27 protein-coding genes are annotated in these 25,881 nt (G+C 66.8%); 18 read left to right on the top strand and 9 right to left on the bottom strand.

Features of this window, described 5'->3' with window-relative positions:
* The first annotated feature begins 162 nt into the window (after window positions 1–162).
* The 15 genes from ACLIIZ_RS08165 (at window position 163) to ACLIIZ_RS08095 (ending at window position 13,904) form a co-directional block, all read left to right on the top strand.
* Window positions 163–2,274 carry a PAS domain-containing sensor histidine kinase gene (locus ACLIIZ_RS08165; protein WP_416691612.1) on the top strand — a complete coding sequence of 704 codons (2,112 nt, stop codon included), beginning with the start codon at window positions 163–165 and terminating at the stop codon, window positions 2,272–2,274.
* The gene (locus ACLIIZ_RS08160; RefSeq protein WP_416691611.1) at window positions 2,271–2,636 is read left to right on the top strand and encodes a response regulator; all 366 of its coding nucleotides are present in this window, start codon (window positions 2,271–2,273) and stop codon (window positions 2,634–2,636) included. Before ACLIIZ_RS08165 ends, ACLIIZ_RS08160 begins: the two co-directional genes overlap by 4 nt.
* Before the next feature lie 74 nt (window positions 2,637–2,710).
* Entirely contained in the window at window positions 2,711–2,875 is a 165-nt protein-coding gene (locus ACLIIZ_RS08155) for a Flp family type IVb pilin (RefSeq protein WP_374324678.1), read from the top strand.
* 48 nt (window positions 2,876–2,923) lie between these two features.
* Window positions 2,924–3,403: a prepilin peptidase gene (locus ACLIIZ_RS08150; RefSeq protein WP_416691610.1), complete on the top strand. Its 480-nt coding sequence runs from the start codon at window positions 2,924–2,926 to the stop codon at window positions 3,401–3,403.
* Window positions 3,404–3,418: 15 nt separating this feature from the next.
* A complete protein-coding gene (locus ACLIIZ_RS08145; RefSeq protein ID WP_416691609.1) occupies window positions 3,419–3,850 on the top strand; it encodes a TadE/TadG family type IV pilus assembly protein in 432 nt (143 codons plus the stop codon).
* Window positions 3,851–3,911: 61 nt separating this feature from the next.
* Complete coding sequence (gene cpaB / locus ACLIIZ_RS08140; protein ID WP_416691608.1) at window positions 3,912–4,790, top strand: Flp pilus assembly protein CpaB; 879 nt, start codon at window positions 3,912–3,914, stop codon at window positions 4,788–4,790.
* Window positions 4,787–6,142, top strand: a complete 1,356-nt coding sequence (locus tag ACLIIZ_RS08135; RefSeq protein WP_416691607.1) for a type II and III secretion system protein family protein — start codon at window positions 4,787–4,789, stop codon at window positions 6,140–6,142. Before cpaB ends, ACLIIZ_RS08135 begins: the two co-directional genes overlap by 4 nt.
* A 17-nt stretch (window positions 6,143–6,159) precedes the next feature.
* On the top strand, window positions 6,160–7,347 hold the full coding sequence (locus ACLIIZ_RS08130; protein WP_416691606.1) for a hypothetical protein: 1,188 nt from the start codon (window positions 6,160–6,162) through the stop codon (window positions 7,345–7,347).
* Window positions 7,348–7,351: 4 nt separating this feature from the next.
* Window positions 7,352–8,653, top strand: coding sequence for a CpaF family protein (locus ACLIIZ_RS08125; protein ID WP_416691605.1), 1,302 nt, complete (start codon window positions 7,352–7,354; stop codon window positions 8,651–8,653).
* A complete protein-coding gene (locus tag ACLIIZ_RS08120) occupies window positions 8,646–9,560 on the top strand; it encodes a type II secretion system F family protein (RefSeq protein ID WP_416691604.1) in 915 nt (304 codons plus the stop codon). The genes ACLIIZ_RS08125 and ACLIIZ_RS08120 overlap by 8 nt, the downstream gene beginning before the upstream one ends.
* A gap of 2 nt (window positions 9,561–9,562) precedes the next feature.
* On the top strand, window positions 9,563–10,516 hold the full coding sequence (locus ACLIIZ_RS08115) for a type II secretion system F family protein (protein ID WP_416691603.1): 954 nt from the start codon (window positions 9,563–9,565) through the stop codon (window positions 10,514–10,516).
* Complete coding sequence (locus ACLIIZ_RS08110; RefSeq protein WP_416691602.1) at window positions 10,513–11,232, top strand: tetratricopeptide repeat protein; 720 nt, start codon at window positions 10,513–10,515, stop codon at window positions 11,230–11,232. Before ACLIIZ_RS08115 ends, ACLIIZ_RS08110 begins: the two co-directional genes overlap by 4 nt.
* Before the next feature lie 68 nt (window positions 11,233–11,300).
* On the top strand, window positions 11,301–11,960 hold the full coding sequence (locus tag ACLIIZ_RS08105; RefSeq protein ID WP_416691601.1) for an excisionase family DNA-binding protein: 660 nt from the start codon (window positions 11,301–11,303) through the stop codon (window positions 11,958–11,960).
* Window positions 11,947–12,246, top strand: a complete 300-nt coding sequence (locus ACLIIZ_RS08100; RefSeq protein ID WP_416691600.1) for a DUF3613 domain-containing protein — start codon at window positions 11,947–11,949, stop codon at window positions 12,244–12,246. Before ACLIIZ_RS08105 ends, ACLIIZ_RS08100 begins: the two co-directional genes overlap by 14 nt.
* Before the next feature lie 20 nt (window positions 12,247–12,266).
* Window positions 12,267–13,904 carry a TadG family pilus assembly protein gene (locus ACLIIZ_RS08095; protein ID WP_416691599.1) on the top strand — a complete coding sequence of 546 codons (1,638 nt, stop codon included), beginning with the start codon at window positions 12,267–12,269 and terminating at the stop codon, window positions 13,902–13,904.
* A gap of 76 nt (window positions 13,905–13,980) precedes the next feature.
* Here the strand turns inward: ACLIIZ_RS08095 and ACLIIZ_RS08090 are convergent, their stop codons facing one another.
* Genes ACLIIZ_RS08090 through ACLIIZ_RS08070 form a run of 5 tightly spaced genes read right to left on the bottom strand, consistent with a single transcriptional unit; the run spans window position 13,981 to window position 17,948 of the window.
* A complete protein-coding gene (locus tag ACLIIZ_RS08090) occupies window positions 13,981–14,238 on the bottom strand; it encodes a YfhL family 4Fe-4S dicluster ferredoxin (protein WP_374324649.1) in 258 nt (85 codons plus the stop codon).
* Window positions 14,239–14,258: 20 nt separating this feature from the next.
* Window positions 14,259–14,744 (bottom strand): pantetheine-phosphate adenylyltransferase, encoded by a 486-nt coding sequence (gene coaD, locus ACLIIZ_RS08085; protein ID WP_416691650.1) that lies wholly within the window; start codon window positions 14,742–14,744, stop codon window positions 14,259–14,261.
* Window positions 14,745–14,749: 5 nt separating this feature from the next.
* Window positions 14,750–15,292 (bottom strand): 16S rRNA (guanine(966)-N(2))-methyltransferase RsmD, encoded by a 543-nt coding sequence (rsmD, locus tag ACLIIZ_RS08080; RefSeq protein ID WP_416691598.1) that lies wholly within the window; start codon window positions 15,290–15,292, stop codon window positions 14,750–14,752.
* A complete protein-coding gene (locus ACLIIZ_RS08075; protein ID WP_416691597.1) occupies window positions 15,289–16,578 on the bottom strand; it encodes a M16 family metallopeptidase in 1,290 nt (429 codons plus the stop codon). The genes rsmD and ACLIIZ_RS08075 overlap by 4 nt, the downstream gene beginning before the upstream one ends.
* An 11-nt stretch (window positions 16,579–16,589) precedes the next feature.
* Window positions 16,590–17,948 carry a M16 family metallopeptidase gene (locus ACLIIZ_RS08070; protein ID WP_416691596.1) on the bottom strand — a complete coding sequence of 453 codons (1,359 nt, stop codon included), beginning with the start codon at window positions 17,946–17,948 and terminating at the stop codon, window positions 16,590–16,592.
* A 108-nt stretch (window positions 17,949–18,056) separates the two neighbouring features.
* Here ACLIIZ_RS08070 and ftsY point away from each other — a divergent pair, with 108 nt between their 5' ends.
* The 3 genes from ftsY to ftsX are packed head-to-tail and all read left to right on the top strand — an operon-like array spanning window position 18,057 to window position 20,577.
* On the top strand, window positions 18,057–19,034 hold the full coding sequence (gene ftsY / locus ACLIIZ_RS08065; protein WP_416691595.1) for a signal recognition particle-docking protein FtsY: 978 nt from the start codon (window positions 18,057–18,059) through the stop codon (window positions 19,032–19,034).
* Window positions 19,031–19,681 carry a cell division ATP-binding protein FtsE gene (locus ACLIIZ_RS08060; RefSeq protein ID WP_416691594.1) on the top strand — a complete coding sequence of 217 codons (651 nt, stop codon included), beginning with the start codon at window positions 19,031–19,033 and terminating at the stop codon, window positions 19,679–19,681. Before ftsY ends, ACLIIZ_RS08060 begins: the two co-directional genes overlap by 4 nt.
* Window positions 19,678–20,577: a permease-like cell division protein FtsX gene (gene ftsX / locus ACLIIZ_RS08055; RefSeq protein ID WP_416691593.1), complete on the top strand. Its 900-nt coding sequence runs from the start codon at window positions 19,678–19,680 to the stop codon at window positions 20,575–20,577. The genes ACLIIZ_RS08060 and ftsX overlap by 4 nt, the downstream gene beginning before the upstream one ends.
* A 795-nt stretch (window positions 20,578–21,372) precedes the next feature.
* On the opposite strand, the gene purD is transcribed toward ftsX, so the two are convergent.
* The 4 genes from purD to dusB all read right to left on the bottom strand — a co-directional run bounded on the left by purD (window position 21,373) and on the right by dusB (window position 25,652).
* Window positions 21,373–22,662: a phosphoribosylamine--glycine ligase gene (gene purD / locus ACLIIZ_RS08050; RefSeq protein WP_416691592.1), complete on the bottom strand. Its 1,290-nt coding sequence runs from the start codon at window positions 22,660–22,662 to the stop codon at window positions 21,373–21,375.
* Window positions 22,663–22,791: 129 nt separating this feature from the next.
* Window positions 22,792–24,384, bottom strand: coding sequence for a bifunctional phosphoribosylaminoimidazolecarboxamide formyltransferase/IMP cyclohydrolase (purH, locus tag ACLIIZ_RS08045; protein WP_416691591.1), 1,593 nt, complete (start codon window positions 24,382–24,384; stop codon window positions 22,792–22,794).
* Between the two features lie 6 nt (window positions 24,385–24,390).
* Window positions 24,391–24,624, bottom strand: coding sequence for a Fis family transcriptional regulator (locus ACLIIZ_RS08040; RefSeq protein ID WP_028994262.1), 234 nt, complete (start codon window positions 24,622–24,624; stop codon window positions 24,391–24,393).
* Window positions 24,621–25,652: a tRNA dihydrouridine synthase DusB gene (gene dusB, locus ACLIIZ_RS08035; RefSeq protein WP_416691590.1), complete on the bottom strand. Its 1,032-nt coding sequence runs from the start codon at window positions 25,650–25,652 to the stop codon at window positions 24,621–24,623. Before dusB ends, ACLIIZ_RS08040 begins: the two co-directional genes overlap by 4 nt.
* Window positions 25,653–25,881: the final 229 nt, after the last annotated feature.

Raw genomic sequence — 25,881 nt, 5'->3', positions numbered from 1 at the left:
AACAATGCACAATGCAAATTGTTGCGACATGATAATCAAATTATGCGGAATTGCAATCTTGCTCTAGGGGTTTTCGTGAAATTGCGCACGGTAAGCGGTAAAAATGAAAATTTGCTGCGGCGATGGCGCTGTTTCGTCCGTGCCGCGCTGGCGCTCTTCCCCATGCATGCCGTCGCCGCGCTGGCCGAGGGTGAAGTGCACGAAGCGGCAGCTTTGTCTTATCCTGATGCAATGATCACCAGCCTCCTGCTCCTCGTCCTGTTCGTTCTTTTCTGCTGCGTGGTGTTCTGGCGGGCGGCCAGGATCGAGCGGGTGCTACAGCGGCTCGGTGACGGCGATCCGGCGGCGCGCACCGGGCTGGCGCCCTGGGCGCCGCTCGGCCGGCTGGCGCAGCGCGTCGATTGGGCGGCCGAACGCCTGGCCGAGGAAAGGCGGCGTCTGGCCGACAGCGAGGGACGCCTGCGCATCGCCCTGCAGGGCTGCGACATCGGGGTCTGGGACTGGCAGCTCGACAGCGGCCGCATCTATTACTCGCCACGCTGGAAGAGCCTGCTCGGCTTTGCCGAGGACGAGACGCCGGGACACGCCGAGACCTGGCTGACGCGGGTCCATCCCGACGATCTGGCGCGCGTCACGGCGGCGCTCGACGAACACCTGTCGGGGCACAGTGAAATCTTCCTCTGCGAGCACCGCCTGCGGCACAAGCGCGGCGACTACCTGTGGGTGCAGCAGAGCGGCGTCGCCAGCCGCGACGACGGCGGCCGGGTGTCGCGCATGATCGGCGCGCTGGCCGACGTTTCGGCGCACAAGGCGGCGCAGGCGGAGCTGCTGAGCAGCCGGGAAGCCTACCGCTCGGTGGTGGAAGGGGTGACGCAGGTAATCCTGCGCAGCGATGTCGCCGGGCGGCTGAGTTTTCTCAACCCGGCCTGGCAGGAACTGACCGGGCACAGCATGGACGAGGCGCTGGGCAAGACACTGGCCAGCTTCGTGCACGACGATGAGCGTCACAGTGTCTCGGCTTTCTTTGCCGCGCTGGCCGACGGGGCGGCCGGCGATCTTTCCTGCGAATTGCGCCTGCGCTGCCGCGACGATGCCTGGCGTTGGTTCGCCTTGTACCTGCGGGCCACGCCGGCGGCCGGCGCGGCGTCGGCCGCCGGCGTTCTGAGCGACATCGCGGCGCAGAAGGCGAGCGAGGCGGCCTTGCTGCGCAGCAACCGCGAACGCGATGCGATCCTCACCCTGGGGCCGGATGGCTTCGTCTTCGCCGACGAACAGGGGCGGGTCAGTTTCGTCAACCCCGCCTTCGCCGGCATGACCGGCCTGGCGGCCGGGCTGGTGGTCGGTCGGCCGCTGGCCGAACTCGACCTGCACATCGCCCAGTTGGGCGGTGGCTCGCCGGGTTTCGCCGAAGTCGGCGAGGGCGCCGACGGCCTGCTCCAGCTCGAACGCCCGCACAAGACGGTGATCCGCTGGCTGGCTCGGCTGATCCCCGACGGTGCCGGCGGTATCCACGGTCGCGTCATCTACCTGCGCGACATCACCCGCGAAAGCGAGGTGGACCGGATGAAGAGCGATTTCCTGTCGACCGCGGCGCATGAACTGCGGACGCCGATGGCGAGCATTTTCGGTTTCTCCGAGCTGCTCTTGTCGCGCGAATTCGAGCCGGCGATGCAGCGCGACCTGCTCGAGCGCATCCATCGCCAGACGCGCAACCTGATCAACCTGGTCAACGAGCTGCTCGACCTGTCGCGGATCGAGGCGCGCGGCGGCAAGAGTTTCAAGATGCAGGTCCAGGAAATCACCCCGGTCGTGCTCAACGCGGTCGCCGCGCAGTACGTGCCGGCGCCGACCCACAAGCTGGAGTTCGACTGGCCGAAGGATCTGCCCAAGGTCAGGATCGACGCCGAGAAGTTCCAGCAGTGCCTGATCAACGTGCTGAGCAATGCCGTCAAGTATTCGCCGGGCGGCGGCGTCATCCGGGTCAACGCGCTGCGCCGCGGCGAGGCGGAAAGCGCCTGCATCGGCGTCGCCATCAGCGACCCGGGGATCGGCATGACGCCGGAGCAGAGCGCACGCATCTTCGAGCGCTTCTACCGCGCCGATCCGAGTGGCGCCATCCTCGGTTCCGGTCTCGGCATGTCCTTGGTCAAGGAATACATGGCGGTTTTCGGTGGCGATGTCGAGGTGGTCAGCGCGCCCGGGCAAGGGACGACCGTCGTCCTCTGGCTGCCGGCGGCCGACGCTCTCGGCGAATCTGGCGGGAGCGGACGGTGAAGGCATTGCAACGGGTATTGATCGTCGAGGATCAGGCCGACCTGCGCCTGCTCATCCGCCTGACCCTGGAGCCGCTCGGCGTCGAATTGCGCGAGGTCGCCAACGGCATGGAGGCGCTGCTGGCGGCGCGCAGCTTCAAGCCGGACGTGCTGATCCTCGACGTCATGCTGCCCGGTGGCGTCGATGGCTACCAGATTTGTCAGGCGATCAAGCAGGACCCGCTGACCCGGGCGACGCGGGTGATCATGGTCAGCGCCCGCGGCCAGAAAAGCGACATCGAACGCGGCTACCAGGCGCAGGCGGATCGTTACCTGGTGAAACCCTTCAGTCCGGCACAACTGCTCAAGGAGGTCGGGGCTTGACAATCAAGCCGGAAAGAGAATAATTGCGGCAAATTAATAAATCATATTTTTTTGAAAATTTTATGGAGCGTGTCATGTGGGATTCGATCAAGAAATTCGTTAAAGATGAAGAAGGTGCAACCGCTGTCGAGTACGGGCTGATTGCCGCCCTGATCGCCGTGGCGATCATTCTTTCGGTTACCGACGTCGGTACCAAGCTCAAAGCAGTTTTCGATTCGATCAAGGACGCCCTGCCCTGATGGATCGTTCCGGCGTCGGCGTCGCGCCCGTTTCTTGAGAGCGGACGCGTGTCGCTGGCTGCGCAATTGTTGTTGAGTTTCTGGGCGGGGGCGCTGGCCTTTGCCGACTGGCGTCACCGGCGCTTGCCGAACGCCTGGCTGGTGTTCGGGTTTGCTTTCGGGGTGGTGCATCTGGCAGTACGCGGCGCAATGCCTTTCGGCGGTTCGCCGCTCGATGCGGCAGTGGCTTCGGTGGCGGCGCTGTTCTGTTTCCTGCCGCTGTATGCAGCGGGCTGGATGGGGGCGGGAGACGTCAAGTTCCTGGCCGTCATCGGCTGGTTGGGCGGTTTGCCGCTGCTGGCCGGGGCCTTGTTGTACGGCTCGCTGCTGGCCGGGGGGCTGGCCTTGCTGCTGATGCAGCCGGGCGGTTTGCCGGGAGTTCGGGTGGCCGGTGTGTTGCGGGGGCGAATTCCCTACGGAAGTTGTCTGGCGGTGGCGCTGCTGCCGCAGTTGTGGGGGTGGCTGGATCTCGGGTCCGTGCTGCCGTAGTCGGGGGAGTGCATGGTGTCGCAGAGGGCTGGTCGGAATGCCCAGCGCGGGGCGGTGGTCATCGAGTTCGCGCTGGTGTTCGTGCTGTTTTTCATCGTCATGTACGGCATCGTCGCCTACGGCGTCATCTTTGCCGTCAAGCACTCCCTGGTACAGGCCGCCAACGAAGGGGCGCGGGCGGCGGTGCGCGATGTCGGCGGCGTCACGGCGCGCGTCGATCTGGCGCGCACGGTGGCCGCCGAAAGCCTCGCCTGGCTCGGCGACAAGGCTCCCGAACCGCAGGTCAGCGCGGCGCTCTGCGCAGCGACGCCTTACGTCTGCCTGAAGGTGGAGCTGGCCTACGACTACGCCGCCAACCCGCTGGTCCCGGCGCTGCCGGCGCTGGGGGTCGCGCTGCCGGAACGGCTGACCGGGCAGGCCATGGTACAGCTCGACGCGGTTTATTGATTGCTTTGGAGTCCTCAGGGAGTAAGGCAAATTGGGCAAGACGCAAAGGATAGTGGGGGCATTGCTGATCGTCGCGGCCATCGGGCTGGCGGCGTATGCATGGGTGCTCAGCAAGGACATGGCGGCGCAGCAGCCGGCGCCGATGCAGCAGGTGGTGGTGGCCGCGCAGCGGATTCCCGCCGGCACGCTGCTGACGGCGCAACACCTGCAACTGATGGCCTTCCCGTCGCGCCCGGCCGGCAGCTACGCGGCGGTCGAGGCGGTGCTCGGCAAGACCGTGCCGGTTGACCTCGCCGCCGGCGAGCCGCTGCTTGCCGAACGCATCGAAGGGCCGGCGACGCCGTCGCTGAAACAGTTGCAGCCCGGCGAGCGGGCGGTGGCGATCAAGGTGGACGAAGTGGTCGCCGTCGGCAACCGGCTGGCGCCGGGCGATCTGGTCGATGTCTTCGCCACCTTCCGCCGCAACAACGAGGAAATCGCCGACAGCCAGGCCCGCCTGTTGCTGTCCGGACTGCGCATCCTGGCTTTCGGCGGGCTCGACGCGCCGGAAGCGAAGAAGACCGGCAGCACCATGCGCAATGTCGCCGAGACGCCGCGTACCGCCGTCCTCGCCGTGCCGCTGGCCGATGTCGAACGGCTGGCGCTGGCCGCCGAAGCCGGCCGCCTGCTGCTCGCGCTGCGTCCGCTCGATGCCGCCCCGGCGGCGGCGCCGGAAGCCGCGCCGCCCGGCCAGGCGGCGCCTGCCGCGTTGCTGTCGGCGCCGGCGCAGGCGCTCAGCCTGCGCGAGTTGGCCGGTAAGGTTGGCGCCGTCCCGCTGCCGGCCAAGCCGTCGGCCGGCGTCGCGGGCAGGCCGGCGGCGCCGGCACCGACGGTCAAGGTGATGCACGGGCTCAAGGAGACCAGCGTGCAGGTCAGTAATCGGAATGGGGCTGGGCAATGAACAAGACGAGTTTCCGCTACCTTCAATTGGCTGCCAGCCTGACGCTGGCGTTGCCGGCGCTGCTGATCGCTCCGGCCGCCGTCGCCGAGGCCCTGCCGGCGAGCGGCGAGATCGAGCTTGCCGCCGGCGGGCAGCGCCTGGTCGATACGCCGAAGACGGTCAGCCGGCTGGCGGTCGGCAATGAAGCGGTGGCCGCGGTCAAGGTGATCGGCAACCGCCAGTTCGTGATTCAGGGCAACCAGCCCGGCGTCACCACGCTGATGGTCTGGCAGCGCGGCGAAAAGACGGCGGACCGCTACCCGTTGCGCGTCAACAAGGCGGTGGCGCTGCCGCCGGAAGGCGCCGGCGAACTGCAGCTGAAGGCGGCCGGCGACCTCAGCGTGCTCTCGGGCACCGCCAGCGATCTGGCAGCGCAGGCGGTGGCTCGCGAGTACGCGGCGCACGGTGCCGGCGACGCCAAGCCGGCGGTGGTCGACCGCAGCGTGATGAGCTTCGGCGGCGAAGTGCAGATCGACGTCCGGGTCGTCGAGTTCAGCCGCAAGATCCTCAACAAGGCCGGTCTCAGCATCCTTTCCAACAAGTCGGGCTTCACCTTCGGCAGCTATGCGCCGGGCAGCCTGAGCAAGGTGCAGATGAGCAACGGCGCGATCAGCACCGAGGCCGAACTGCCGATCAACCAGGCGCTCAACCTGCTGGTCGGCAACGCCAAGAAGAACCTGCTCGGCGTCGTCAGCGTCCTCGAGGGCAACGGCTTCGCCCGTACCCTGGCGCGGCCGACGCTGGTCGCGCAGAGCGGCCGCGATGCGGAATTCCTCGCCGGCGGCGAGTTCCCGGTGCCGGTGCCGCAGGCGCTCGGGCAGACGACGATCCAGTACAAGCCCTACGGCATCCGCCTGCAGGTGACGCCGACCGTGCTCGCCGACAACCGCATCGCGCTCACCGTGGCGCCGGAAGTCAGCGACCTCAACTTCGAGAACGGCATCACCATCAACGGCGTCAGCGTCCCCAGCCTGAGCACGCGGCGGGCGACCACCAGCATCGAACTGGGCAACGGCGAGAGCTTCGTCATTGGCGGCCTGGTCAGCCAGGCGATGATGCGCAACGTGAACAAGATTCCCGGCCTCGGCGACCTGCCGCTGCTCGGCGCCTTCTTCAAGAGCATCAGCCTGTCGCGCGAGGACAAGGAACTGCTGTTCATCGTCACGCCGCGCCTGGTGCGGCCGCTGGCGGCGGGCACCGACCTCGGACCGATGCCGGGCGAGGAACTGGCGAACCGCGAATCCGGGCTGTGGCGCGACTGGCTGCTGTCCGATCAGGATGTGAATACCCGCTACACCGGATTTTCCAAGTAAGCCGACGGAGAACAGGCATGGAACAACGCTTCATCGTGGTGACCGAGCACGAAGCTCATTTCAATGCGCTCAGCGAAGCCATACAGAGCCAGGGGGTGTCGGTCTGGCTGCACTGGAACAGCGACGTCCTGGTCCAGCTAGTCGGTTCGATGGGGACCAACGTGGTCTTCATCGAATTCGCCGAAAGCCGGCTGGCGCAGGCCGCCGATCTCGCCGGCAAGCTGCTGTCGGTCTATCCGCGGCTGTGGATCATCGGCTTCGCGCAGCGCGCCGACAACAGCCTGATCATCGAGGCGATGCGCGCCGGCGCCCGCGATTTCGTCGAGCTGCAGTCGGCACCGGAAATCATCTGCCGCTCGCTGCGCCAGGTGCTCGCTCAGTCGCCGCAACTGCCGGCGCAATCGAGCGGCACCATGATCAGCCTGCTCGGCGCCCGGCCCGGCGTCGGCACCTCGATGGCGGCGGTGCATCTGGCGTTGCTGCTCAAGCAGGAAGTGATGCCCGGCGAGCCGGTGCTGCTGCTCGATTTCGGCTTCCCGGCCGCCGACGCCGCGCTCTACCTCGACACCAAGGTCAATTTCAATTTCTGCGACGCCGTGCGCAGCCTGCGCCGCTTCGACCACGCCCTGCTCAACTCGGCCTTCGCCCACCACAAGAGCGGCCTCTCGCTACTCTCGCTGCCGCAGAACCTGGCCGAGCTGCGCGACGTCTCGCCGGTCGACGCGATGACGCTGCTCAGCCTGCTCAAGTCCTACTTCAAGGTGGTGGTCGTCGATCTCGGCGGCTTCGCCGGCACCGACCTGCTGCTCTACGCGCTCGGCGTCAGCGACCGCACCCTGCTGATCAGCGAGCAGAGCATCGCCTCGGTCTTCTCGGCGCGCCAGATGCTGGCCAGTTTCCGCGAGCGCGGCGTCGAGACCGAACGCATCGGCCTGCTCACCGGCAAGTACGACACGCGCATCGAAATGAGTTCGGCGCAGCTCGCCCAGCACCTGCAACTGCACTGGGTCGCCGACCTGCCGCAGCGCAACGAGCGGCTGATCGCCTGTGCCAACCAGGGCAAGCTGCTCTATGAGCTGGCGCCCAACGACCCCTACGTCAACGTGTTGCGCGACCTCGCCGCCCGCGAGAGCGGCGGCACGGCGGCTGCCATGCCGAGCGGCGGCGGCTGGCGGCGGCGCCTGCAGGGCCTGATCGGAGGCTGACGGCATGGATTTCGATTTCGCCCTCGGCGGCGACCCGCGCGGAGATTTCCGCCAGTCCGACGAATTCCAGGACATCAAGGCGGTGGTGCACCAGCGCCTGGTCGAACGCATCGAGGAACTCGGCGTCGATTTCGCGACCTGGGCGCCGCACGTCACCCAGCGTTTCGTCGCCCAGGAGGTCGAGGATTTCGTCGCCGCCAACCGGGTACCGCTCAACGTCACCGACATCCAGGTCATCGTCAAGGAACTGAACGACGAACTGACCGGCCTCGGCCCGCTGCAGGAACTGATGAACGACGACGCCGTCGCCGACATCCTGGTCAATGGCTACAAGGAAGTCTTCATCGAGAAGAACGGCCTGCTCCAGAAGAGCCGCGTCCGCTTCATCGACAACAGGCATCTGATGCGCATCGTCCAGCGCATGATCGCGCCGCTCGGTCGCCGCGTCGACGAAGGCAGCCCGATGGTCGACGCCCGCCTGCCCAACGGCGGCCGGCTCAACGTGATCATTCCGCCGGTGTCGCTGAACGGGCCGGTGGTGTCGATCCGCAAGTTCCGCAGCAAGCCGCTGCAGGCTTCCGACATGCTCGCCTACGGCACGCTCAACCAGGAAATGCTCGATTTCCTGGCGCATGCCGCCGAAATGCGCTGCAACATCCTGATCAGCGGCGGCACCGGTTCCGGCAAGACCTCCTTCCTCAACATGCTGGCCCAGTACATCCGCGAGGGCGAGCGGGTGATTACCATCGAGGACGCTGCCGAACTGCAGTTGCTGCACGAACACGTCGTCCGCCTCGAATCGCGCCCCGGTGGGCTGGAGAACGTCGCCGAAGTGACGCCGCGCGACCTCCTGCGCAACAGCCTGCGCATGCGCCCGGACCGCATCATCGTCGGCGAGGTACGCGGCGGCGAAGCGGTCGAGATGCTGCAGGCGATGAACAGCGGCCACGACGGCTCGATGTCGACGATCCACACCAATTCACCGCGCGAATGCCTGCACCGCCTGGAAATGCTGCTCCACTTCGGCGGCTGGCAGGGCAGCGAGTTCAACCTGCGCCGGCAGATCGTCGGCGCCATCGACCTGATCGTCCAGCTCGCCCGCCTGCCGAGCGGCGCCCGCCGGGTGATGTCGATCAGCGAAATCACCGGCATGCAGGACGAAGTCGTCGCCATGCAGGAGCTGTTCCGCTTCGAGCCCGCGGCCAACGGCCGCGACGGCACTTTCGTCACCGGCTGGAAGCCGCAGTCGCTGAAACTGAAACGCTACGCCGCCTTCGCCGGCCGGCCGGGAGGCAACGGTGCCTGACCTGGTCTGGCTCGTCCTCGCCGCCAGCTTTTGCCTGCTGGCCGCCGCTTTCGTCCTCCTCGGCGGGGCAGTGCGGCGGGCTCCGGGCGGTGGCCGGCGGCTGAGCGAGGTGCTGGCCCGCCACGAGGCGCCGTTCGACGGCAAGGCGCCGGTGGCGGCGAGCGGCTGGATTCCGTCGTGGTTCGAGCGTTACCTGCAGCGCGCCGGGCTGCCGGAAACGCCGCTGGTCTATGGCGCGCTGCTGGCGCCGGGCGTCGTCCTCTTCCTGTTCGGCGACTTGCTGTTCGGCTTTGCCTACGCGCTGGCCGGCATCCTGATCGTCTATCCCTTCCTGTTGTGGAGCTTCGTCCAGTGGCGGATCGCTGTCTACCGGCAGCAGGTGGTCGACCAGTTGCCGGTCTTCCTGGAGAGCGTGTCGCGCATCCTCAGCGTCGGCTGCAGCCTTGAACTGGCGTTCCGCAACGCCAGCGAGGAATGCGACGACCCGCTGCTGACCATCACCCGCCAGGTGCTGTTGCGCACCCGCGCCGGCCAGTCGCTGGAAGACGCGATGATGCAGGTGGCCGACGTCTACGCGATCCGCGAACTCGGTTTCGTCGCTTCCGTCTTCCACCTCGGCATCCGCTACGGCGGCAATGCGCACGCCGTGCTCGAACGCTTGTCGACGACGATGCGCGAACGCCGCCGCAGCCAGCAGGAACTCAAGGCGATGACCGCCGAAACCCGGGCCAGCGCGTGGATCCTGAGCGCCCTGCCGGTGGTCGTGGCGATGCTGACGCTGGCTTCCAACCCGGGCTACCTGCTCGGCATGTGGATCGACCCGTTCGGCCGCAAGATCCTGCTCGGCGCGCTGGCCATGCAGATTGCCGGGATGGCGCTGCTGTTCCGCATGGCGAGGATCGATTGAGCATGGACGCCGCCCTTCTGCCCTGGCTGGTCGCCGCCAGCGTCGCCCTCGCCGTCCTCGGTGTCGGCGGGCTGGTCTATGGCCTGTTCCTCGCCGCCCAGCGCAAGATCCTGCGCCAGCGCCGCTTCGCCCGTCTCGACCAGATGCTGGCGCCGGCCGGCGAAGGCAGCGAGGCTATCCGCGAGGCCGAGGAACTGAGCTTGGCCGAGAAGCTGCTCCTCCTCTTCTCCGGACGCCTGCCCGGCGCCGCCGGCAGCGAGAGCGATTCGGAGGACCGCCGCCTGCTGATCCAGGCCGGCTACCGCGGCCTGCACGCGCTGGTCTTTTTCCAGAGCGCGCGCTGGCTGACGCTGCTCGCCGTGCTGCTCGGTTTCGGCGGCTACGCGCTGCTCGCCGGCAGCCTGCAGGACGGCCTGCGCGGCGTGGCGCTGGCGATCCTGGTCTTCCTCGGTTCGCGCTTCCTGCTGCGCTACCTGGCGCACCGGCGGATGACGCTGCTCGCCGAGGAGCTGCCGGTGTTCGTCGATTTCCTGCGCATGATGCACAGCGTCGGCATCAGCTTCGAGCAGGCAATCACGCTGTTCGCCGGCGATTCCCGGCTCGGCCTGCCAGTGCTGTCGAACGAGCTGGGCGCGGTCAGCCTGTCGATCCGCAGCGGCCGCACGCGCGGCGAGGCGCTGCAATTGATGGCCCGCCAGCTCGACGTCGACGACCTCAGCGAACTGGTCGCCCTGATCTGCCATACCGACTACTACGGCGCCGCGGTGCAGGAACCGCTGCGCCAGTTCTCGCAACGTCTCACCGAACGCAAGCGCTTCCAGATGCAGGAATACGTCGGCAAGCTAGCGACGCGCATGGTCATCGTCATGGTTCTCTTCCTGCTGCCGGCGCTGATCATCGTCACCGCCGGGCCGGGTTTCGTTTCGGTGATCAAGGCCCTGGGAGGCATGGCATGAAACACTTGCACTGGCTGCTCTGTCTCGCCTGTCTGCTGGCGGCCCCGGCCTTCGCCCAGAACCCGGCGCCGGCCGGCGAAACGGCGACGGAGACGCGGCGCGACGAGAACAACCCGGACTTCTACCTCGAGCTGATCGCCAGCATGCAGGAAAAGCGCCTCTATTACGCGTCGCTCGCCCACCTCGACCTGTTCGAGCAGCGCTGGCCGAAAGACCGCCGGGCGCTCCTGCTGCGCGCCGACGCCCTGCGCCACACCGGCGACTACGCCCAGGCGCGCGACTGCTACCGGCGCCTGCTGGAGCAGGAGACGTCGGCCGGCGCCCATCACGGCCTCGGCCTGATCGCCGCCGCCGAGGGCGATCTGGCGCAGGCTTCCGCGTCGCTGCGCGAGGCGGCCCGGTTGGCGCCGATCGACGCGCGCATCCTCAACGATCTCGGCTACCTGCAACTGCTGCGCGGCGAGCGCGCCGCCGCCCGCCTGAACCTGTTCAAGGCTTCCGAACTGGCGCCGGACAACCGCCAGGTCGCCGCCAATCTGGCGCTCTACCTGCTGCTCGAAGGGCAGGGCGAGCGCGCCGAACAACTGATGGACAAGCACGGTTTCGCCGAGGCCCAGCGCGCCTCGGTGCGCAGCGATGCTGTTCGCATGGGCCGGGCCGGCGGCGAACCCGGCAAGCCGCTTACCGACGGCGATCGCGTGGAAATGGTGAAATGACGCTAATATTGAAAGCCTTGGCGTTTTAGCCCCAATTTCAACCGATCAACCACGGTAATCGAGACAAAATGAATAAACAGCGAAAACTCAATAGTCCCGAAGGCTCGGAAGTCTTCTGCACCACCCGTGAGGCGGCCGAAATGCTGCACGTCTCGCTGCGCACCGTTCAGCTCTGGGTCGAAGCCGGCGTCCTCAAGGCGTGGAAGACCGACGGCGGCCACCGTCGCCTGCCGCTCAGCTCGGTGCAGGCGCTGATCAAGGAACGCCTGGGCGACACCGCGACGCCGGCGCCGGCAGCCGATCCGGCGGCCAACGACAGCGGCGAGTTCTCGGTGCTGGTGCTCGAGGACGACGAGGACATGCTGCAGCTTTACCGGCTGACGCTGCCGGCGTGGAAATTGCCGGTCCGTTTCATTTTTGTCAGCAGCGTCTTCGAAGCCCTGGTCGAAATCGGCCGCCGGCCGCCCGACCTGCTGATTACCGACCTGCGCATTTCCGGCGTTGATGGTTTCGAGATCATCAAGGTGCTGCGCGCCGACCCGGTGCTCAGCGGCCTCAACGTCGTCGTCGTCAGCGGCATGGAGCCGGAAGAGATAGAAGCACGCGGCGGTCTGTCGCCGGAAATCACGGTTTTTTCCAAACCCCTTTCGTTCGAACTGCTGCAGGGCTACGTCAAGGCCTGCCTGGCGCATCGGGCGCTCAAGGAGAGACGCAATGCAATACCCTAAATCGCTGCTCGCCATCGCTTGCGGGCTGCTACTGTCGCCGGCTTTCGCCGCCGACGAGGAAGCCCCGGCGCCGGCCGCAGCACCGGCGAAGATCGCCATCGGCGCCTCCACCGAGGCCCTGCTCGACCTGCAGCGTTCCGGGCTCGCTGCCGGTCAGTTGCAACCGGTGCAGGGCGAGGTTGCCAGCCGCAACTACCAGCGTTACCTCGACAGTTTCAAGAAGCCGACCACGGTTGGCCAGATCGACCAGCCGGCGACTGCCGCCGCGGTCGGTACTTCGCGCTGAAGCAGCGGCGGAGACTTCCGATGAGAGCACTGCCCCGGGCAGCGCGCGCCCAGCGCGGCGCGGTCAGCGTCATGGCCGCCGTGGCGCTGACCATGGTGATCGGTGCCGCCCTGCTGGCGGTCGATCTCGGCAGTCTCTTCAATACCCGCCGCGAGCTGCAGACGGTGGCCGACACCGCCGCCCTGTCGGCGGTCAATAACCTCGCCGCGGCGCAGGCGATCGCCCTCGACGCCGCCGCCCTGAACCAGTTCCCGGTGCCCGGTGCCCAGCAGAACACGCTCGGCACGGTGCTCGGCCACTACGACGTCGATGCCCGCGAATTCACGCCGGGCGGCAGCGCCGCCGAATACAACGCGGTGCAGGTGACGGTGACGACGCAGCAGCCGTATTTCTTCATGCTCGGCAGCCGGCAGGTGACGGCGAGCGCCGTCGCCATGCGCAACGACATCGCCGCGCTGTCGGTCGGCACCTCGCTGCTCGACATCGATACCGAGAAATCGGTGCTGCTCAACGCGCTGCTCGGCAAGCTGCTCAACACCTCGCTCAACCTGTCGGCGATTGGTTACCAGGGGCTGGTCAATACTTCGATCCGCCTGCTCGACCTGGTCAAGGTGGTCGGGTCGGTCGGCACCGTCGAGGAGTTGCTCAAGCTCGACCTGACCGTCGGCGAACTGCTCGAACTGTCGGCGCGCGCGCTCGAACGCTCGAGCATCCTCGGCCTCGACGCCACCGTCGTGCAGACGCTCGACCTGCTGGCCCTGCGGGCCGACGGCAACCTCAACCTGAAGCTTTCCGACCTGATCAACGTCGACCTGGCGCCCGGCAACCAGGCGGCGGAAGCCAAGATCAACCTGATGCAACTGGTGACGCTGGCGGCGCAGGTGGCCAACCGCGAGCACTTCATCGACATCCCGGTGCTCGGCATCGACCTGCCGGGGCTGGTCAAGCTCGACGCCGCGCTGACCATGATCGAATCGCCCGGCATCGCCATCGGTCCGGCCGGCCAGGACGCCAGCGGCAACTGGCGGACTTCGGTGCATACCGCGCAGTGGCGGCTCAAGCTCGACCTGCTGGTCGGCGAACTGCTCGGTGGCCTGGTGCGTCTGCCGCTCTACCTGGAAATCGGCGCCGGCGAGGCCTGGCTCAAGGACATCGACTGCCGCTATCCGCGCGACGCCAGCATCGTCCAGGTCGGCGCCGCGTCGAGCGCGGTGCGCGCCTACGTCGGCAACGTCAATCCCGACGCGATGACCAACCGCTCGGTGGCGGCGACGGTGACCCCGGCGACCATCCTCAACGTGTTGGGCCTGGTCAAGGCGACGGCACGGCTGCAGGTCGACCTGCCCGGCGCCAGCGGCGACCTCGAATTCACCGGCCCGTTCGACGGCAGCAACACGCAGCGCATCCACGGGCTGACGACCGCCGGCCTGGGTGAGATCCTGCTCTCCGGCATGGGGGCGGTGCTCGACGTCGAACTGCTCGGCATCAAGCTCGGCCTGGGCGAGGTAGTCGAGGCCTTGATCACGCTGCTGACGCCGGTCTTCGCGCTGCTCGACAGCCTGATTGCGCCGGTCCTGTCGCTGCTCGGCATCCAGATCGGCATCGCCGACGTCACCACCTTCGATCTTTCCTGCGGCGCCCCGCAACTGGTGCGCTGAACCGCCAGCCACAAAAGAAAACGCCCGCGACGGTGGCGGGCGTTTCAGGGGGGCGCCGGGCCGGCGCCGCCTGGGCTCAGTGACGCGGATTGCCGGTCAGCTTCTCGTACTTGGCCCAGAGCTGGTCCTCGGTTTCCTCGTGGGCCGGGTCCTTGGGGATGCAATCGACCGGGCAGACCTGCACGCATTGCGGTTCGTCGTAGTGACCGACGCACTCCGTGCACTTGCCCGGATCGATGACGTAGATTTCGTCACCCTGGGAAATCGCCTCGTTCGGGCATTCCGGTTCGCACACGTCGCAGTTGATGCACTCGTCCGTAATAATCAGGGACATGTCAGTTGTTCCTCTCTCGTTTAAGCAGTGGTTGTTGCCCGCAGGCGCTTTTCTACTGAAGGATGGACGAATTTTCCTACATCACCGCCCAGTCGCGCAATTTCCCTTACCATCGTTGCGGAAATGAACATGTATTGCTCGCCGGGGGTGAGGAATACCGTTTCGACCTCGGGGTAGAGGCTGCGGTTCATTCCGGCCATCTGGAATTCGTATTCGAAGTCGGACACGGCGCGCAGCCCGCGCACGATGACCTTCGCCTCGCGCTCATGGACGAAGCTCATGAGCAGCGTGTTGAAGCCGACGATCTCGATGTTGGGCAGATCGCCGACTACCTCGTGCGCCATCTCGACGCGTTCGGCCAGCGTGAAGCGCGGCTGCTTGGACGGGCTCTCGGCGATCGCCAGGATCAGCTTGTCGAACAGCGTCGCGGCACGGCGCACGAGATCCTCGTGGCCGCGCGTGATCGGGTCGAAGGTGCCGGGGTAGATCGCTACGCGGTGGTTCAGTTTGTTCAATCGGTCGCTCGCCGCAACAAGTGGTAATGGACGCCGCCCGCCTTGCCGTGGCGCACCGTGCGCCACTCGCCTAGCGATTCGATCTGATGTTCCGCCTCGGCATACAGCGCGCCATCCGGCTTGAGGATGGCATCCAGCTTCGGTGCCAGTTTTTCCAGCCAGCCCTGGTGGTAGGGCGGGTCGAGAAAGACGAGGTCGAAGCTGGCCTTGGTCGAGGCGAGGTATTGTAGCGCATCGTCGCGGCGCAACTCGATCGCTGGCGGCTTGCCGAGCAGGGCGTGGTTTTCGCGCAACGCGGCGAGGACGCGCGGTGCTTTCTCGATCATCACGACGCGGGCGGCGCCGCGCGACGCCGCCTCGAAGCCGAGGGCGCCGCTGCCGGCGAAGAGGTCGAGGCAGTGCCAGCCGTCGAGTTCCTGGCCGAGCCAGTTGAACAGCGTCTCGCGCACGCGGTCCGGCGTCGGCCGCAGGCCTTCGCTGTCGGGAAAGCGCAGGACGCGGCGGCGCAGTTCGCCGCCGACGATGCGGACCGTGTTCAATCGGCGGCCACGGTGACGGTGACCAGCTTGCCCGGCACGACGTGGCGGGCGAAGGCGGCCTTGACCTCGGCGGCGGTGACCGCCTCGACCTTCTCGCGGTAGCGCTCGAGGTAATCCGCCGGCAGGCCGTAGAAGCCGATGGCTGCGACGTTGGCGAGCAGCTTGGCGTTGCTGTCCAGGCGCAGCGGGAAGCTGCCGCTGAGGTTGGCCTTGGCGGCGGCCAGTTCTTCCTCGCTCGGACCCTGGGCGACGAATTCACCGAGCACGCTACGGACGACGCGGATCGCCTCGCGCGCCTGCTTGCGCTGCGTCTGCAGACCGATCTGGAAGGGGCCGGTCTGGCGCAGCGGGGCGAAGTAGCTATAGACGCTGTAGGCGAAGCCGCGCTTGTCGCGGACTTCCTTGACCAGGCGGGAGACGAAGCCGCCGCCGCCGAGCGTGTAGTTGCCGACGAGCAGCGGGAAGTAGTCGGGGTGACCGCGTTCGATCGCCGGCAGGCCGAGGTAGATGTGCGCCTGGCTGGCCGGATGGCCGATCGCGCTGACGGCGGCGCGGGCCGCTGCCGGCGCTGGCGGCAGTTCGGCCGGCGTGCCGGCGGGCAGGGCGGCGCTCAATTGCTCGGCAATCGCTTCCGCCTGCTGCCGGGTCAGCTGGCCGACCAGCGAGATCTGCGCGTTGGCGGCGTTGTAGAAGCGGCCGTGGAAAGCGGCGACATCGTCGCGGCTGAGCGTCGCGACGCTTTCCGGCGACGCCTGGCGGCCGTAGGGGTGGCCGGGGTAGAGCGCCTCCCAGAAGGCTTTGCCGGCGATGCTGTCGGGGCGTGTCATGGCGTCCTTGAGGCCGGCGATGGTGCGCGCCTTCTCGCGCTCGAAGATCGCCGCGTCGAAATGCGGCTGGTGCAGTACGTCGCGCAGCACGGCCAGCGCCGGATCGAGCTTGTCCTTGGTGGTCAGCGTGCGCAGGGTGACGCTGGCGCGGTCGGTGTCGGCGCTGCCGCTGAGCTGGGCGCCGAGGTCGGCGAGCTGTTCGGCGATCGCCGTTTCGTCGCGGGCGCCGGCGCCGAGGTCGAGCACGCCGCGGGTCAGCGCGGCCAAGCCGGACTTGCCTGCCGGGTCGAACATCGAGCCGGCGGCAAAATCGACCTGCACGTCGAGCATCGGCAGGGTCGGCGCGGCGACGAAATTGACCCGGGTGCCGTTGCCGGTGGTCCATTGCTCGATGGTCACGCCGGCCTGCGCGGCGGCGGCAACGATCAGGGTGAAGGCGGCGGTGAGCAGTCGTTTCATGGCGGGTTTCATCAGTGACGGGTGGCGACGGCCGGGCGGCGCGGCTTGCCGTCCAGGGCTTGCGGGTCGAGGATGCCGACGGTCAGGCCGTCGTCGTCGAAATACTTCTTCGCCACCGCCTGCACGTCGGCGGCGCTGACCTGCTGCAGGCGTTCGCGCATCGTCTCGACGTCCTTCCAGGACAGGCCGACCGCCTCGGTCTGGCCGATTTCCATTGCCTGGCCGAACATCGAATCGAGCTTGTAGACCTGGCCGGCGATCAACTGGGCGCGCGTCCGCTTCAGCTCGGCCTCGCTGACGCCCTCCCGGCGGATGCGGTCGATCTCGGCGCGCAGCGCGGCTTCCAGCTCGGCGACGCTGCGCCCTTCCGACGGCGTGCCGTAGAGGAAGATCAGGCCCGGGCCGCGTGCCGTGCTGTCGTAGCCGACGCCGGCCGACAACGCGACCTTGTCCTCGCGCACCAGTTTCTTGTTGAAGCGGGCGGCGTCGTGGCCGTTGAGGATGGCGGTGAGGATTTCCAGCGCGTAGGGGTCGCGGTCCTGCTTCGGGTCGCGCAGGATCGGCGCCTTGTAGGCGAGGATCAGCGACGGCAGCTCGGCCGGCGCCTTGACCGTGATCCGCCGTGCGCCTTCCTGGCGCGGCTCGACGATGCCGCGCCGCGCCGGCAGCGGCCGCGCCTCGAGTGCGCCGTAATGCTGGCGGGCCAGTTCGAACACCGCCTTGTGGTCGACGTCGCCGGTGACCACGACGTAGGCGTTGTTCGGCACGTACCAGGTGTCGTACCAGGCCTTCAGGTTGGCCGCGGTCATGTTCTGGAGGTCGTCCATCCAGCCGATGATCGGCCGCCGGTAGGGATGGGCGAGGAAGGCGGCGGCGTTCATCTGCTCGAACAGCTTGGCGTCCGGGTCGTCGTCGGTGCGCATGCGGCGCTCTTCCATGATGACCTTGATTTCCTGCTCGAATTCCTTGGGATCGACATTGAGGTGGCGCATGCGGTCGGCTTCGAGTTGCATCATCTCGCCCAGTTTCTCCTTCGGAATCTGCTGGAAGTAGGCGGTATAGTCGCGGCTGGTGAAAGCGTTGTCACGACCGCCGGCGGCCGCCACCAGGCGGTTGAACTCGCCCGGGCCGACGCTCGGCGTGCCCTTGAACATCATGTGCTCGAGCGCGTGCGCGACGCCGGACTGACCGTCGACCTCGTCCATGCTGCCGATCCGGTACCAGACCATGTGCACGGCGGTCGGCGCCCGCCGGTCTTCCTTGACGATCACGCGCAGCCCGTTGTCGAGCGTCGTTTCGTAGGGATTGGCGAGGGCTGTGCCGAGCAGCCAGGGGGCAAGCAAAAAGGGGATGAGGTGTCGCAGGGTCATGGGGAGGGGGGCTTTCTGCTAGAATTCAGCGCTGTTTCTGCATCGATCCGGACGGCATCTTAACGGCTGACTGTCCGCCTGTCAGCAAGGCCTGAGACCTTAACACCCATGTTCAGTTTCCTGAAAAAATCCGCGCCCGACGCCAAGACCGCCGCGCCGGCCGAGGTCGCGGCCGCTCCCTCGTGGCGCGAACGCCTGTTCAAGGGCCTGGCCCGGACCCGCGCCCAATGGGGCGGCAAGCTCAAGTCGATCTTCGCGCGCGGCAAGGTCGACGACGAACTGCTCGAAGAACTCGAAACCCTGCTGCTGACTTCCGACGTCGGTATCGAGGCGACCACCCACCTGCTCGACGAACTGAAGAAGGCGGCCAAGCGCGACAAGCTGGAAACGCCCGAGGCGATCCAGCGGGCGCTCTCCGACGCGCTGTACGCTACCCTGGCACCGCTCGAGCAGCCGCTCGATGTGAGTACCCACAAACCCTACGTGATCATGATCGCCGGGGTCAATGGTGCCGGCAAGACGACGTCGATCGGCAAGCTCGCCAAGTACTTCCAGAACCAGGGCAAGAGCGTGCTGCTCGCCGCCGGCGACACCTTCCGCGCCGCCGCCCGCGAACAGCTGCAGACCTGGGGCGAGCGCAACAACGTGACGGTGATTGCCCAGGAATCGGGCGACCCGGCGGCGGTCATCTTCGACGCCGTGTCGGCCGCTCGCGCCCGCGGCATCGACATCGTGCTGGCCGATACCGCCGGCCGCCTGCCGACGCAACTGCACCTGATGGACGAGATCGCCAAGGTCCGCCGCGTGATCCAGAAGGTCGAGCCGGAAGGCCCGCACGAAACCCTGCTCGTGCTCGACGCCAACATCGGCCAGAACGCGCTGCAGCAGGTCAAGGCCTTCGACAAGGCGGTCAACGTCACCGGCCTCGTCCTGACCAAGCTCGACGGCACCGCCAAGGGCGGCGTCGTCGCGGCGATCGCCCGGCAATGCCCGAAGCCGATCCGCTTCATCGGCGTCGGCGAGCAGATCGACGACCTGCGCCCCTTCTCGGCGCGCGATTTCGTGGATGCCCTGTTCGACCAATGATCGTCGCCAGCCAACTGACCAAGCGTTACCCGGGCGGCTTCGAAGCGCTGCACGGCGTCAGCTTCGAGATCCGCGCCGGCGAACTGGTGCTGATCACCGGCCACTCCGGCGCCGGCAAGACGACGCTGGTCAAGCTGATCGCCTCGATCGAAAGGCCGACCTCCGGCAGCCTGGTAGTCAACGGGCAGAACCTGTCGGCCCTGCGCCGTAGCGCCATTCCCTACGTGCGCCGCCACTTCGGGCTGATCTTCCAGGACCAGAAGCTGCTCTTCGACCGCAGCGCCCTCGACAACGTGCTGCTGCCGCTGCAGATCGCCGGCCTGCCGTACCGTGAGGCGGTGCGCCGGGCCCAGGCGGCGCTTGACAAGGTCGGCCTGCTGGCACGCGAGAAAGCTCACCCGATCGCCCTCTCCGGCGGTGAACAGCAGCGCCTGGCGATTGCTCGCGCCGTCGTCAACCGGCCGACCGTGCTGCTCGCCGACGAGCCCACCGCCAACCTCGACCGCGAGTCGGCGCAGGACATCCGCGACCTGTTCGCCGACTTCCATCGCGTCGGCGTCACCGTCGTCGTCGCCACCCACGACCAGGCCTGGGTCGAACACTGCGGCGACAACGCCTTGCGCCTCGATCACGGGAGAGTCGTATGAGACGCTGGCTGTCGCAGCATCGCGCCGCTTTCGGGCGGGCCCTCCGTCGCCTCTTCGCGGCACCGCTCAACACCCTGCTGTCGCTCCTCGCCATCGGCATCGCCCTGACCCTGCCCGCCTTCGGCTACGTCGCCCTCGACAGCCTGCGCGACCTCGGCCGCGACGCCAGCGCCGTGCAGCAGGTCAGCGTCTTCATGGAAGTTGGCGCCAGCAAGGCCGAAGTCGCCGAGATCGAGCAGCGCCTGCGTGCCCAGCCCGGCGTTCGCACCACCTTCGTGCCGCGCGACGAAGCGTTGCGTCGGCTCAAGGAAAACGGCGACATGGCGGAAATCGTCGCCAGCCTGCCGCGTAACCCCTTGCCCGACGCCTTTATCGTCGAACCGCGCGATACTTCGCCAGAAACCCTGGAAGCCCTGCGCGCCGAATTCGCCGACTGGCCCAGGGTTGCCCACGTCCAGCTCGACGCCGCCTGGATCAAACGCTTCGACGCCTTCCTGCGCCTCGGCAAGCTGGCCCTGCTGCTGCTCGCCGGCCTCTTCGGCGCCGGCCTGATCGCCGTCACCTTCAACACCATCCGCCTGCAGGTCATGGCCCAGGCGGCGGAAATCGAAGTGGCGCGCATGATCGGTGCCACCGACGCCTTCATCCGCCGTCCCTTCTACTACTTCGGCGCCCTGCAGGGCGCCCTCGGCGGCCTGCTCGCCGCCGCTCTGGTGATCGGCGCCCTGCGCCTGCTCGCCGGTCCAGTCGGCGAACTCGCCGCCCTCTACGGCGCCAGTTTCGCGCTGCACGCCCCGACGCTCGCCGAAATCGGCGCGCTGGCCGGGGTCGGGGCGGTGCTGGGTTGGGTCGGGGCGCAGCTTTCGGTGAGTTTGTCGTTGCGGACGTTTGACTGAGTTCTTGGCCGCCGGCTCGTTCGGGCGCAGCTTTTCCCGGTTATTTCCTGGCGTTCAGGGTTTCGTACCGCTGTTGTCCGCTTCTGACTGGTGGGCGTGTTTGGTTTTTGAACCGCTGTTTTCCGCCGTTGACCGGCGGGCGTACTTTTTCTTGCGTGGCCAAGAAAAAGTAGCCAAAAAGAAGGCCACCCCTAGGTCGGCGCCCGCTACGCGGGTCCCCTGCGCTACTCGGACCTGGCGGGGGCTGCGCAACTCGCCGCTGCGCGGCTCAGACAGTGCTCGCCCTTTATCCGCCAGGCCCTGCGTTGCTCGGCGCCTCCCAAGGGGCCCGGAAAACCGAGCGGAACGGAAACAAACAGGGTTTAAACCTTGGCCGTGCAGCAGAGACGCTTTTCGGGGTCCCCCTGAGAGGCGCTGAGCAACGCAGGCGGTCCGGGGGAAGTCGGCTGGCGTTGTCTGAGCCGCGTAGCGGCGAGTTTAGCCAGCCGCCCGGACTGCCGAGTAGCGCAAGGGACCGGGCGTAGCCCGGCGCCGACCTGGGGGTGGCCTTCTTTTGGGCTACTTTTTCTTGGCCAAACAAGAAAAAGTACGCCCGCGCGTCAGGCGCGGAACCCAGCGGTTCAGAAAACCAAACGCCCGTCCGTCCGGGAAGAAAAACGGCGCGTCAGAAACCAAGGCAGCCCGCCGGCCAACAGCGGAAAACAGCGCTTCAGAAAAGCCAATACCCGCAAAGCGAATAAAAAAACCGGCATCCGGGCAGCAGCCCCGATGCCGGTTTGCTGACGGCAACCGCGCTCAGCGGCTGATCGCGCGGTGGCCGATGTCCTTGCGGTATTGCAGGCCGTCCCAACTGATCTGGGCGGCGGCTTCGTAGGCGGCTTTCTGGGCGAGCCTGACGTTTTCGCCGAGCGCGGTGACGCACAGCACGCGGCCGCCGTTGGTGACGACCTGGCCGTCCTGGTCGGCGGTGCCGGCGTGGAAGACGTGGCAGTCGTCACCGAAGCTGTTGCCCTTGGGCAGGCCGACGATCACGTCGCCCTTCTTCGGCGTTTCCGGATAGTTGGCGGCGGCGAGCACGACGCCGAGTGCGACGCGGCGGTCCCATTCGGCTTCGATCTGGTCGAGCGTGCCGTTGATGCCGTGCTCGAGCAGTTTGACGAAGTCGGACTTGAGGCGCATCAGGATCGGTTGGGTTTCCGGGTCGCCCATGCGGCAGTTGAATTCCAGCGTCTTGACCGAGCCGTCCTTGCCGATCATCAGGCCGGCGTAGAGGAAGCCGGTGAAGGGGATGCCGTCGGCGAGCATGCCGCGTACCGTCGGCAGGATGATCTCGCGCATCGCCTTGGCGTGCACTTCCGGCGTCACGCAGGGGGCGGGCGAATAGGCGCCCATGCCGCCGGTGTTGGGGCCCTGGTCGCCGTCGAAGATGCGCTTGTGGTCCTGGCTAGAGGCCAGCGCGAGGACATTCTTGCCGTCGACCATGACGATGAAGCTGGCTTCCTCGCCGTCGAGGAAATCCTCGATGACGACGCGGGCGCCGGCCTCATTGTGCTGCACTCCCAGCTTGTTGCCGGACAGCATGTCGTCGATCGCGGCGTGTGCTTCGTCGAGGCTCATCGCGACGACGACGCCCTTGCCGGCGGCGAGGCCGTCAGCCTTGATGACGATCGGGGCGCCCCGATTGTCCACATAGGCGTGGGCAGCGGCGACGTCGGAGAAGGTCTCGAAGCCGGCGGTCGGGATGTTGTGGCGGGCCATAAAACGCTTGGCGAAATCCTTGGAGGATTCGAGCTGCGCCGCCGCCTTGGTCGGGCCGAAGATCTTCAGGCCGCGGGCACGGAAGATATCGACCACGCCGGCCGCCAGCGGCGCCTCGGGGCCGACCAGCGTCAGGTGCACCTTGTTCTGCTCGGCAAAATCGGCGAGCGCCACCGGATCGGTGATATTCACGTTCTCCAGTTCATGCTCGCGTGCCGTGCCGGCGTTGCCGGGCGCGACGTAAACCTTCTGCAGGCCGGGCGTCTGCGCCAGGCGCCAGGCCATGGCGTGCTCGCGACCGCCGGAGCCGATAACCAGTAGTTTCATGGTTTTTCCTTGTTATACCAGAGCGTGATTTCGTTCACGGGGCGCTCGTGACGCGAAGACGAGCCGCAGACAGTGCTATCAGCACGGCAAGGCGAAGTCGACAAAGTCACGGGCGTACCGAGAACGAAATTAATGGCGGAAGTGGCGGGCGCCGGTGAAGACCATGGCGATGCCGTGTTCGTCTGCCGCCGCGATGACTTCCTCGTCGCGCATCGAGCCACCCGGCTGGATGACCGCCTTGGCGCCGGCCTCGGCCAGCACATCCAGGCCGTCGCGGAACGGGAAGAAGGCATCCGAAGCGACGACCGAACCCTTCAGTTCGAGGCCGGCGTTCTGCGCCTTGATGCAGGCGATCTTGGTGGAGTCCACGCGGCTCATCTGGCCGGCGCCGACGCCCAAGGTCATGCCGCCGCCGCAGAAGACGATGGCGTTGGACTTGACGAACTTGGCGACGCGCTCGGCGAAGAGCAGGTCTTCGATCTGGCGCAGGGTGGGCTGCACCTTGGTCACCACCTTCAGGTCCTTGACCTGGGCGGTGAAGTCATCGGCGGTCTGCACCAGCAGGCCGCCGCCGACGCGCTTCAGTTCCAGCTTGTTCAGATCACGGCCCAGGGGCACGACCAGCACCCGCAGGTTGGCCTTGGCGGCCAGGGCGGCCTTGGCTTCGGCGGTGAAGGAGGGGGCAATCAGCACTTCGACGAAGTGCTTGCGCTGGTTCATGGCTTCAACGATGTCGATGCCGACTTCGCCGTTGAAGGCGATGATGCCGCCGAAGGCCGAGGTCGAATCGGTCAGGAAGGCCTTTTCGTAGGCGCGCAGCAACTGGCTGTCGACCGCCACGCCGCACGGGTTGGCGTGCTTGATGATGACGCAGGCCGGGGCTTCGAAGGCCTTGACGCATTCCCAGGCGGCGTCCGAGTCGGCGATGTTGTTGTAGGACAGTTCCTTGCCCTGCAACTGGGTGTAATTGGCGATGCTGCCCGGCAGGGCGCTGGTGTCGCGGTAGAAGGCAGCGGACTGGTGCGAGTTTTCACCGTAGCGCAGGGTTTCGACGCGGTCGAAGGCCAGTTGCAGCTTGGCCGGGAAGACGGCCGGGATCGGCGCGGCGGCTTCCGGCTGGGCTTCGGCGCCTGCGTCGAGGCCGGTCAGCCAGTTGGCGATCATGCTGTCGTAGCGGGCGGTGTGGGTGAAAGCCTTCTTGGCCAGGTTGAAGCGGGTGCCGAGTTGCAGGGCGCCGCCGTTGGCCTGCATTTCTTCAAGCAACGGTGCATAGTCTTCCGGATCGGTGACGATGGCCACACCGGCGTAATTCTTGGCCGAGGAGCGGACCATCGCCGGGCCGCCGATGTCGATGTTCTCGATGGCGTCGGCCAGCGTCACGCCGGCCTTGGCGATGGTGGCGGCGAACGGGTAGAGGTTCACGCAGACCAGGTCGATGGTCGGAATGCCATGCTCCGCGATGGTCGCCAGGTGTTCCGGCAGGTCGCGACGGGCGAGGATGCCGCCATGCACCTTCGGGTGCAGCGTCTTGACGCGGCCGTCGAGCATTTCCGGGAAGCCGGTGTAGTCGCCGATTTCGGTGACGGCGAGGCCGGCGTCACGCAGCATCCTGGCGGTGCCGCCGGTGGACAACAGCTTGACGCCTTGCGCGGCGAGGCCCTGGGCGAATTCGAGTACACCCGTCTTGTCGGAGACGGAAATCAGCGCTTGCTTGATGGTCATGGCGATTTACAGAAGTTGATGTTCGGTGAGTTTCTTGCGCAGCGTGTTGCGGTTGATGCCCAGCATCTCCGCCGCCAGCGTCTGGTTGGTGCCGGCCTTGGCCAGCACCAGTTCAAGCATCGGCTTTTCGACGCTCTTCAGGACCATGTCGTAGATTGCCGCCGGCTTCTCGCCGTCGAGGTCCCGGAAATACTGCTCCAGTGCGTTGATCACGCACCGCCCCAAGTCATGTTGGCTCATGCTGCCAACGCCTCCCTATCCTGATGGTCCGTCGTTTCGTAATGCAGGTGTTCCCCTGCTGCAGCCTGGTGGCGGAAGAATTCGTCGACCGCCTGCCTCTGTTGTTCGATGGTCGGCAAGGTGTTCATCTCCCGGCGGAAGGCGGCCGAACCGACCAGTCCCTTGGTGTACCAGGAGATGTGCTTGCGGGCGACCTTGACGCCCGTTTCCAGCCCGTAGAAGTCGTAAAGGTCTTCGAGGTGGGCGAGGAGGATGCCGTGGATCTCGGCGACGCTGGCCGGCGGCAGGTGCTCGCCGGTCTTCAGATAGTGTTCGATCTCGCGGAACAGCCAGGGGCGGCCCTGCGCGGCGCGGCCGATCATGACGCCGTCGGCGCCGGTGTGGTCGAGGACGTATCTGGCTTTTTCCGGGGTGGTGATGTCGCCGTTGGCAATTACCGGAATCCGGATCAGCGTCTTGACCATGGCGATGGTGTCGTACTCGGCTTCGCCGGTGTATTGCTGGCAGCGCGTCCGGCCGTGGATGGCGACGGCGCGCACGCCGGCGCTCTCGGCGATGCGGGCGATGGTCGGCGCGTTCTTGTTGGCGAGGTTCCAGCCGGTGCGGAATTTCAGCGTCACCGGGGTATTCGGCACGGCGGCGACGACGGCGTCGAGAATGCGGCCGACCAGTTGCTCGTCCTGCATCAGCGCCGAACCGGCCATCACGTTGCACACCTTCTTGGCCGGGCAGCCCATGTTGATGTCGATGATCTGGGCGCCATTATCGACGTTGTGTTTCGCCGCTTCGGCCATCATCTGCGGGTCGGCGCCGGCAATCTGCACCGAGATCGGCGCCACTTCGCCGACGTGGTTGGCCCGGCGCAGCGTCTTGGCGCTGCCGTAGAGCAGCGAGTTCGAGGTCACCATCTCGGACACCGCCAGTCCGGCGCCCAGCTTCTTGCACAACTGGCGGAAGGGGCGATCGGTGACACCCGCCATGGGTGCAACGAAGAGATTGTTGCGCAGGGTGAAACCGACGAAATCCATGGGCGAACGGGCGGGGGCGGGACAAACGGGGAAGGGGCGGATTATAGCTGAATCGCTGCCTAAAAAATAGTCAGTTTCGGACTTGCCGGCGTTTGCCGGCATGCCGGGATCTTCGTCGCGGCCTATCCTGGCACAGTGCTATCCGGTGGCGGCGCCCGGCAATGCCATGGTAATGTCGTCGCCGGGAGCGGCGCACCAGGCATCGGGGAATGTCGGCAAGGGCCGGATG

It is taken from the genome of Azonexus caeni, assembly GCF_048146105.1.
GTDB lineage: Bacteria > Pseudomonadota > Gammaproteobacteria > Burkholderiales > Rhodocyclaceae > Azonexus > Azonexus aromaticus_B.
Note: the sequence above shows the minus strand (reverse complement) of the source record. Positions and strands in the feature narration are given on the sequence as shown.

What these genes read in the sequence shown, in the direction of transcription:
- ACLIIZ_RS08165 (WP_416691612.1), top strand. Translation starts at nt 163, where the DNA reads ATGCATGCCGTCGCCGCGCTGGCCGAGGGTGAAGTGCACGAAGCGGCA.
- ACLIIZ_RS08155 (WP_374324678.1), top strand. Translation starts at nt 2,711, where the DNA reads ATGTGGGATTCGATCAAGAAATTCGTTAAAGATGAAGAAGGTGCAACC.
- ACLIIZ_RS08135 (WP_416691607.1), top strand. Translation starts at nt 4,787, where the DNA reads ATGAACAAGACGAGTTTCCGCTACCTTCAATTGGCTGCCAGCCTGACG.
- ACLIIZ_RS08130 (WP_416691606.1), top strand. Translation starts at nt 6,160, where the DNA reads ATGGAACAACGCTTCATCGTGGTGACCGAGCACGAAGCTCATTTCAAT.
- ACLIIZ_RS08125 (WP_416691605.1), top strand. Translation starts at nt 7,352, where the DNA reads ATGGATTTCGATTTCGCCCTCGGCGGCGACCCGCGCGGAGATTTCCGC.
- ACLIIZ_RS08115 (WP_416691603.1), top strand. Translation starts at nt 9,563, where the DNA reads ATGGACGCCGCCCTTCTGCCCTGGCTGGTCGCCGCCAGCGTCGCCCTC.
- ACLIIZ_RS08110 (WP_416691602.1), top strand. Translation starts at nt 10,513, where the DNA reads ATGAAACACTTGCACTGGCTGCTCTGTCTCGCCTGTCTGCTGGCGGCC.
- ACLIIZ_RS08105 (WP_416691601.1), top strand. Translation starts at nt 11,301, where the DNA reads ATGAATAAACAGCGAAAACTCAATAGTCCCGAAGGCTCGGAAGTCTTC.
- ACLIIZ_RS08100 (WP_416691600.1), top strand. Translation starts at nt 11,947, where the DNA reads ATGCAATACCCTAAATCGCTGCTCGCCATCGCTTGCGGGCTGCTACTG.
- ACLIIZ_RS08095 (WP_416691599.1), top strand. Translation starts at nt 12,267, where the DNA reads ATGAGAGCACTGCCCCGGGCAGCGCGCGCCCAGCGCGGCGCGGTCAGC.
- ACLIIZ_RS08090 (WP_374324649.1), bottom strand. Translation starts at nt 14,238, where the DNA reads ATGTCCCTGATTATTACGGACGAGTGCATCAACTGCGACGTGTGCGAA.
- ACLIIZ_RS08075 (WP_416691597.1), bottom strand. Translation starts at nt 16,578, where the DNA reads ATGAAACGACTGCTCACCGCCGCCTTCACCCTGATCGTTGCCGCCGCC.
- ACLIIZ_RS08070 (WP_416691596.1), bottom strand. Translation starts at nt 17,948, where the DNA reads ATGACCCTGCGACACCTCATCCCCTTTTTGCTTGCCCCCTGGCTGCTC.
- ftsY (WP_416691595.1), top strand. Translation starts at nt 18,057, where the DNA reads ATGTTCAGTTTCCTGAAAAAATCCGCGCCCGACGCCAAGACCGCCGCG.
- ACLIIZ_RS08060 (WP_416691594.1), top strand. Translation starts at nt 19,031, where the DNA reads ATGATCGTCGCCAGCCAACTGACCAAGCGTTACCCGGGCGGCTTCGAA.
- ftsX (WP_416691593.1), top strand. Translation starts at nt 19,678, where the DNA reads ATGAGACGCTGGCTGTCGCAGCATCGCGCCGCTTTCGGGCGGGCCCTC.
- purD (WP_416691592.1), bottom strand. Translation starts at nt 22,662, where the DNA reads ATGAAACTACTGGTTATCGGCTCCGGCGGTCGCGAGCACGCCATGGCC.
- purH (WP_416691591.1), bottom strand. Translation starts at nt 24,384, where the DNA reads ATGACCATCAAGCAAGCGCTGATTTCCGTCTCCGACAAGACGGGTGTA.
- ACLIIZ_RS08040 (WP_028994262.1), bottom strand. Translation starts at nt 24,624, where the DNA reads ATGAGCCAACATGACTTGGGGCGGTGCGTGATCAACGCACTGGAGCAG.
- dusB (WP_416691590.1), bottom strand. Translation starts at nt 25,652, where the DNA reads ATGGATTTCGTCGGTTTCACCCTGCGCAACAATCTCTTCGTTGCACCC.